The sequence below is a fragment of the Streptosporangium sp. G11 genome (assembly GCF_051192615.1).
Classification (GTDB): domain Bacteria; phylum Actinomycetota; class Actinomycetes; order Streptosporangiales; family Streptosporangiaceae; genus Streptosporangium.
On sequence record NZ_JBPJUQ010000174.1, the window covers coordinates 1 to 6,815 of the forward strand.

The following is a 6,815-nucleotide window of genomic DNA, read 5'->3' on the forward strand; positions in this document are numbered from 1 at the left end:
ACACTGCACCGGCCCGGCGGGTGATCGGCGTCGAGGAGCACGCCTGGACCCCGGAACTGCGCCGCGCCCTTCTGCGGTGGGGCGGTGACGCGACCGTCAACAAGATGAGCAGCCGGGGGGAGGTGAACCTGCGCCTGCTCGACGTCGGCGAGGAACGCCTGGCCCGCATGGACGCCAGCGGCGTGGACATGGAGGTCCTGTCCATCACGACGCCCGGGACCCAGCCCCTGCCGCCGCAGGTCGCCGTCCCTCTCGCCCGGGAGGCCAACGACGTGCTGGCCGACGCGGTGCGCCGCCACCCCGACCGTTTCGCAGCTTTCGCCACGTTGCCCACGTCCGATCCCCAGGCCGCCGCCGCGGAACTTGAGCGAGCGGTCACCGGCCTGGGACATGTCGGGGCGATGCTCTTCCCGCGAACGGGCGAGACCTTTCTCGACCACGCCAGCTTCCGGCCCGTCTTCGAAGCCGCCGCCCACCTCGGTGTGCCGCTGTACATCCACCCGGCCATGCCGCCCCGAAAGCTCATCGACACCGCCTACAGCGGCTTCGACGAGATAACGGGCCTGCTGCTGTCCACCGGAGGATGGGGATGGCACTCCGAGGCCGGCCTGGCGACTCTGCGCCTGATCCTCGCCGGAACCCTGGACCGGCACCCGGACCTGCAGATCATCCTCGGCCACTGGGGCGAGATGCTCGTCCCCTTCGCCGACCGTGCCGATCTGCTCAGCACCGCTGCCCCGCACCTGCAGCGCCGCGTCCTGGACTACATCACCGGCAACCTCGCCGTCACCGCCGGCGGCCTCTACAGCCACCGCATGCTCAGTGCGGCCGTGGACGTGCTGGGCCCCGACCGGGTCATGTTCGGAGCTGACTCCCCCTACGGCGCCCCCACGTCAGGCGACGGCCAAGAGCACCGCGGTCTCGGCGGCGTCGACTCCCGCGGCACGTTCGGCGGGCCGGGCGGCGCCCGCGCCTTCGTCGACCACGCCCCGCTCGACGAGCGGGGCCGGGACAAGCTCGGCCACCTGAACGCCGAACGCATCCTCCGCCTCCCCCGGCCCGCTACTTCCTGAAAGGCAGACACACGCATGACCACCCACCACACCAGCGGCCTCACCGGCCCCGCCCCCACCGCGACGGTATCCGTCAAGCCGCTCGTGCTGAGCGCACCGCAGCGCGGCGAGGACCTGCACGTCCGTATTACCGCCCCCACCACCGGCACGAGCTTGCCCGTCGTGCTCTTCGCCCACGGCTTCGGCTCCAACCTGGACGGCTACGCCCCGCTGGTCGATCACTGGGCCGCCGGTGGCTTTGTCGTCATCCAGGCCACCCACCTGGACTCCAAGCGGCTTGCCCTCCCCGCCGACGACCCCCGCCGGCCCCGGATGTGGCGCTACCGCGTCCAGGACATGCGGCGCATCCTCGACGAGCTCACCACTCTGGAGGCGAGCGTGCCGGGGCTGGAGGGCTGCATCGACCACAGCCGCATTGTCGCGGCCGGGCACTCCTTCGGCGGCCAGACCGCCGGCATCCTGGTGGGCCTGCGCGTCACGGACCCGCAGACCGGCGCCGCCGAGGACCTGTCCGATGCCCGGGTCATGGCCAGCATCCAGCTGGCCACCGCAGGCAAGGGCGGCGACGAACTGACCCCCTTCGCCCACGACAACCTTCCCTGGCTGCGCGACCAGGACTTCTCCCACATCACCGCCCCCGGCCTCGTCGTCGCCGGAGACAAGGACGACCTCCCGCTCACCACCCGAGGCCCGGCCTGGACGACCGACCCCTACACCCTCAGCCGCGGCAACAAGAGCCTCTTGACCGTCCGCGGCGGCGAGCACTTCCTCGGCGGCATCTCCGGCTACCAGGCAGCCGAGACCACCGACGAGAACCCCGACCGTGTCGCCCTCGTCCAGCAGGCCACCCTCGCCTACCTGCGTCACATCACCGGAATTGACCACACTGACTGGAACAACGCCCGAGCGGTCCTCACGGGCGGCCACCCGCTGGGGCACCTCGAAACCAAGTGACCCCGCCACCCGCAGCCGCGTGTCCTCCTTGCGCCCAGCGGATGACCGGGACATGTCTGCTCACCCCTCGCCGCCGTCCTCGTCCTCGTCCAGTTCCGGAGCGTCCGGGTCGCGCAACGGGCGCAGCGCGCCGGCAGCCGGGGTGGAGGCGGTGAAGCTGTAGCGGCCGAGCAGGTTCAGGTTACGGTGCTTGAGCGGGGACAGGCGGGCGACATCCTCGTCGCGGATCTCGTGGCCCTCGGTGCGGAGCTGTGCGACGGCGGCGTCGATGTACTTCGTCGTCCACAGCACGATGGCGTTGAGGACCAGGCCGAGCGCGCCGAGCTGGTCCTCCATCCCGTCGCGGTACGCCTGGTGGATGGTGCCGCGCTTGCCGTGGCACACGTCCCGGGCCAGCTTGTGGCGGGACTCCTGCACGGTGAGCTGCCGGTTCATCTGACGGCGGTAGGTGTCGTCGACCGGGTCGACCACGCGCAGCAGGTGCTCGGTCTTGGCGATCCGCCCGTACTCCGCGAACGCCGCCCCCAGCGGGGTGGGGCGTTCCTCCCGTCCGAACATGCGCAGCAGGTCGTAGGCGCGGACCTGGTTGGTGACCAGGGAACCAGCGACCTTCAGCATGTCCGGCCAGTGCATGATCACCTTGTTCAGGTTCACGCGGTTGCGGGCCAGGTCCTCCACCGCGCCGTACGTGCCCGTCTCTACGCCGGGCATGGTGGCCCGCCAGAACCGCTGGTCGTCCAGGTCGCGGAACCGCGGGCTGAAGTTGTAGCCGAGGATCTTGAACAGGCCGAACACCATGTCGGAGTACGAGGCGTTGTCGGTGGCCACCATCTCCGGCTTCACGCCGCCGTCCAGGTTCAGCAGCGCGTCCAGGATGTGCAGGGAGTCGCGCGGTGTGCCGGGCACGACCATCTGCCCGATGCCCGCGACCTGGTCGTTGACGGCGTTGAGCCAGGTGATGCCCCGCTTGAACCCGAAGTACTTCGGCGACGGCGCAGCGCTGATGGTGCGGACGGGGACGACGAACCGCAGCCCGTCCACCGAGGCGAGCAAGCCCTCGCCCCAGAACTTCACGATGGGCACCTCGGCCTGGGCGGTGATCAGCGCGGCGTTCGCCGCGGCGATGGTGTCGGCGCGCAGGTAGTACTGGTCGACGTGCACGAGTCGGGACCGGGTCAGGGCCTCGTAGCCGGGGTTCACCACCGGCGCCAGGCCGATGTTGCACGCCTCCGAGACCAGCAGCGCGACCACCGAGGTGGACAGGTCCTTCATCCGGGTCGTGCCGTCGCCGAGGTGCACGAACGCGTCGAGGAACCCGGTCCAGGCGTTCACCTCGAACAGCAGGTCCGGCAGGTCGATCTTCGGGAGCATCTTCTCGACTCGCTTGCGCAGCCAGGTCAGGGACTTCGGCTCGCCGAGCGCGCCGAGCTTGTCGACGTGCAGCTTCACCCGCCCGTCGTCCTGCACCTCGATGGAGACCTTCGCCGCCGGCCCCGCCTCTTCCAGGCGTTCGGCGAGCTGCTTCCATCCGGCGTCCAGGCCCCGCACCAGCTCCGCCAGGTGCTCGGTGACGGGCATGTCCAGGCTCAGCCCGGCCAGCACGTCCTCCTCGACCGCGTCCCAGTCGGGCCCGTCCAGCAGGCGGGCGCGCGGGTTGGACCAGCGATGCGAGGGTGAGGCGAAGACGTCGCGGTTGTTCAGGGCCCGGTGCAACTGCTCCAGTACGCACACCACGTACGCGTCCCGGTCGACCGCGCCCTGCGGCAGGTCGGGGTTGGCGTACACCGCCTTGCGCCAGGCGGGCGGCACGAGCTTGTCGTCCACCTCGCGCGGCAGCAGCGGCTTGACGCCCACCTTCCGCCGCGCCAGCGCCGGAAGGCCCCGGACCCCGGCCAGGACCCGCTTACCCACGCTCGCCGCGTCCAGCGCCTTCGACTTGCCCAGCAGCGACAGGAACGGGCGCACCGTGGCGTACCGGTTCGCGAGCGCGGCCCGCATGGCGACCTCGGCCGAGCCCTCGTCCTCAGGAACCAGCGACACCACCGTGGCCGCCGCGGTCATCACGGCGGCGCGCGGCGCGACGATGCAGTCGGCGAGTTCCTTTTTGATGGGGGCGGCCTCGACGCCGAGGTCGTCCAGGATGCGGCGGGCCGAGCAGCCGGGGTCGGTGGCCAGGATGAACAGCAGGTGCTCGGTGCGGGCCAGGTTCTGGCCGCGGCTGGCGGCGAAGCGGTTGGCGCTGAGATTGATCATGACCCGGTAGCGGACGCAAGGGCGTCAATGCGGTTCGCGTATTCGCGGCAGGCCTTGCGTTGTGTGCCGGGATCACCAAGGCCCGCCTGAGGACACATGAGTGTTGATCTTGATGGGCAGTGTGATCTCTGTCCGTGCGCCAGCTTCACTCACTGCCCGTGAGCGCAGCCAGGGTCTGGGTTTCGCACCACACCGATGACGTCGTCGAGCCGGTCGCGCACGGTGAGCAGGTCGGTGATCCGCCGCTCGATGAGCGCGCGTTCGTCCACCAACCGGTCCAGCAGGCCAGGGGGGACCTCGCCCGAGTCCACGCACGGCAGCACCTCGCGGACGGTGGTGCTTGCCAAGCCCGCGGCATACAGCTGCTGGATCAGCCTGACACGTTCGACGGCGGAGTCGGGATACTGCCGCTGGCCGCCGGCGCTGCGGTCAGCGGGGAGCAGATGCTGTTCTTCGTAGTAGCGCAGGGCTCTCACGCTCACCCCCGCCTGCTCGGCAACCTCACCGATCCGCACCCGTCCTCCTCCGGCCGGAAGGCAGTCCCGGCTTGCCGATTTGCACCTCACGTCAACGTCAGGTTCTAGAGTAACGGACATCGAATGAACACGTCATTTCGAGCCATAAAGGTAAGGCAGGACATTATGCGTGCAGCCCGCTTCCACGAATACGGCGGAGCGGAGAGCCTGGTGATCGAGCAGGCCCCTGACCCCCACCCCGGACTTGGTGAGATCCGTGTCCGCGTCGCGGTGGCCAGCGTCAATCCCATCGACTGGAAGTTGCGCACCGGCGCCCTGCACCAGCTGCTTCCCCTGGAGCTGCCCGCCATTCCCGGGCGCGACGCCGCCGGCGTGGTTGACGAGATCGGTGACGGAGTGCAGGGGGTGAGCATCGGCGACCGCGTCTTCGGGCTGGGCGGTGTCACCGGCGCAACCGCGGAGCTGGTCATCCTCTCGGCCTGGGCCCACGCCCCCGCCACGTGGAACGATGAGCAGGCCGCGGGCGCCGGTCTCGCGTCCGTGACCGCGATGCGTGGACTGAACGCGCTTGGCTCCCTCGCGGGGCGCACCCTTCTCGTCGAGGGCGCCGCCGGAGGCGTGGGCAGCGCGGCAGTCGAGATCGCTGTGGCACAAGGTGCCACCGTGATCGGGACAGCCAGCGAACGCAACCACGAATTCCTCACCTCTCTCGGCGCCGTTCCCACCACCTACGGCCCCGGCCTCGCACAGCGCCTCACCGCTCTCGCTCCGCACGGCGTCGACATCGCGCTCGACACCGCGGCCTCCGGCTCCCTGGACGACCTCGTCGCGATCACGGGCGACCCGACACGCGTCGCGACGGTCGCCGACCACGCAGGCGGGCAGCGCCTGGGCACGCATGTGGTCAACGCGGAGAACGACTCCCCCCTCCTGTCCGCGGCCGCGGAACTGGGCCGACAAGGCCGCTACACACCCCGTATCGAACAGACCTACCCCCTGGAGCGAATCGCCGACGCCCACGCGCACGCCGAGCGCGGACGCACACGCGGAAAGATCGTCATCTGCATCTGAAGCGGGGGCATGGCCCAGATGCGCCAGCCCGCCAGGGGATGATCCTGGTGGGCTGGCGCTGACCGCTCAGCGCTGGACGTCTGCCACGAGGGTGTTGATGCGGTTCTCGTACTCCCTTGCGCTGCGCCGGGACCGCCGGGGTGCCCTGGGCCCCGTCGAGGGGCTGGCAGCGGGCGAGGAGTTGGCGGTGGACCGCGGGCGAGGCGGTGACGCGCAGCGTGTAGCCCTGGCCGCGCCGTACCGTCACGCCGTGGCTGAGCGCGGCCCGCTCGGCGTCGTCCAGCTCGGTGGCGCGGAGGAAGTCGGCGACCTTGCCGGGCATGTCGAGGGAGACGGGCAGTTCCGGGGCCGTGGTGCCTTCGTCGACTGCGACGTGCTCGGGCATGAGGTCGGCGACGGCCGTGCGAACGGCGCCGCGGCTGACGCCGTGCTCGCGGGCCAGGGCGGCGATGGTCTGGCCGTCGAGGTATGCCGCGCACGTCGGCGATCGTCTTGCCCGTGACAGCTGGCCGCCGGCCACGGCACGTCCAGCGGATCGTCCACCAGGAACCGGCCGATGTATCGGACGGTGCACATCTGCACCGCGAACCCCAGCTGGTGCGCCGTTGTACGGCGCAGCGCGATCAGGTCCCGGTCCACGTCGTCCAGGAAGAAGAACCGCTCCAGCTCGGGGTGTCGGTAAGACTCGTGCAGCCAGGTACAGGGGATCAAGTTCGCCCAGGTCGACATCGTCGTCGTCGCCGAACTCCTCGGCCACGCCCGACTCGACACCACCCGCCGCTACACCCTGCCCACCCACGCCGATCTCGAAAACGCCGTCAGCCACCTCCCCACCGACCAGTAGGGCACCGCTGAACTGGGCGGACTCAATCGCGTGTACCTAGCTGCACGAGTCTTACCGACACCCCTAATGCAACGTTCCTGATTGAGGGTGTGGATACCAGCTGAGCTGGGGGAATGATGGTTTCAGGGGCCATCATGCCGAAGC

Annotated in this window: 6 protein-coding genes and 1 pseudogene; 3 read left to right on the top strand and 4 right to left on the bottom strand. The window is 70.1% G+C overall.

Features of this window, described 5'->3' with window-relative positions:
• Positions 1 to 1,073 (top strand): amidohydrolase family protein (locus ACSDR0_RS48815; protein ID WP_435295817.1); only part of this gene is annotated, 1,073 nt, incomplete at its 5' end.
• 15 nt (positions 1,074 to 1,088) lie between these two features.
• Positions 1,089 to 2,027: an alpha/beta hydrolase family protein gene (locus tag ACSDR0_RS48820; protein ID WP_435295818.1), complete on the top strand. Its 939-nt coding sequence runs from the start codon at positions 1,089 to 1,091 to the stop codon at positions 2,025 to 2,027.
• 60 nt (positions 2,028 to 2,087) lie between these two features.
• Here ACSDR0_RS48820 and ACSDR0_RS48825 read toward each other — a convergent pair whose 3' ends face one another.
• Both ACSDR0_RS48825 and ACSDR0_RS48830 read right to left on the bottom strand, forming a co-directional pair.
• A complete protein-coding gene (locus tag ACSDR0_RS48825; protein ID WP_435295819.1) occupies positions 2,088 to 4,280 on the bottom strand; it encodes a Tn3 family transposase in 2,193 nt (730 codons plus the stop codon).
• Between the two features lie 149 nt (positions 4,281 to 4,429).
• Positions 4,430 to 4,846 (bottom strand): MerR family transcriptional regulator, encoded by a 417-nt coding sequence (locus ACSDR0_RS48830; protein ID WP_435295820.1) that lies wholly within the window; start codon positions 4,844 to 4,846, stop codon positions 4,430 to 4,432.
• Positions 4,847 to 4,921: 75 nt separating this feature from the next.
• On the opposite strand from ACSDR0_RS48830, the gene ACSDR0_RS48835 reads away from it, so the two are divergent.
• Entirely contained in the window at positions 4,922 to 5,827 is a 906-nt protein-coding gene (locus ACSDR0_RS48835) for an NADP-dependent oxidoreductase (RefSeq protein WP_435295821.1), read from the top strand.
• On the opposite strand, the gene ACSDR0_RS48840 is transcribed toward ACSDR0_RS48835, so the two are convergent.
• Positions 5,814 to 6,347 (bottom strand): hypothetical protein, encoded by a 534-nt coding sequence (locus ACSDR0_RS48840; RefSeq protein WP_435295822.1) that lies wholly within the window; start codon positions 6,345 to 6,347, stop codon positions 5,814 to 5,816. The genes ACSDR0_RS48835 and ACSDR0_RS48840 overlap by 14 nt on opposite strands.
• A pseudogene (locus ACSDR0_RS48845) lies at positions 6,344 to 6,496 on the bottom strand (DUF4158 domain-containing protein); the annotation flags it as partial. The gene ACSDR0_RS48840 and the pseudogene ACSDR0_RS48845, both read right to left, overlap by 4 nt.
• Positions 6,497 to 6,815: the final 319 nt, after the last annotated feature.

What these genes read in the sequence shown, in the direction of transcription:
- ACSDR0_RS48820 (WP_435295818.1), top strand. Translation starts at nt 1,089, where the DNA reads ATGACCACCCACCACACCAGCGGCCTCACCGGCCCCGCCCCCACCGCG.
- ACSDR0_RS48825 (WP_435295819.1), bottom strand. Translation starts at nt 4,280, where the DNA reads ATGATCAATCTCAGCGCCAACCGCTTCGCCGCCAGCCGCGGCCAGAAC.
- ACSDR0_RS48835 (WP_435295821.1), top strand. Translation starts at nt 4,922, where the DNA reads ATGCGTGCAGCCCGCTTCCACGAATACGGCGGAGCGGAGAGCCTGGTG.